Below are 228 nucleotides of genomic sequence, written 5' to 3'. Positions count from 1 at the left end.
ATGCCGATTGCTCGGGCGTCTCGGCGATGCCTGCTCGTATTGGGTTAAGGTCAACATACGCCATGCAGCTCAGTAGTGCCTGCTCGTCCAGCAAGGCCTGACTTTTAAAACGCGCTTCCCAGAAATGTCCCCGACAGCTATCCTCCTGGTTGGCTTTACGGGCGATATATTCATTCAGACTGCGCATAAACCAACTGATATCGGCTAACCGTGCGCGCCAGGTCTCAG

At 54.4% G+C, this 228-nt stretch carries 1 protein-coding gene; it reads right to left on the bottom strand.

The window, feature by feature from the left end:
* Positions 1–228 (bottom strand): transposase (locus JW499_RS22315; protein WP_416135418.1); only part of this gene is annotated, 228 nt, incomplete at both ends.

The sequence above is a fragment of the Amphritea pacifica genome (genome assembly GCF_016924145.1).
GTDB lineage: Bacteria > Pseudomonadota > Gammaproteobacteria > Pseudomonadales > Balneatricaceae > Amphritea > Amphritea pacifica.
This window is presented reverse-complemented; position numbering and strand designations above follow the sequence as displayed.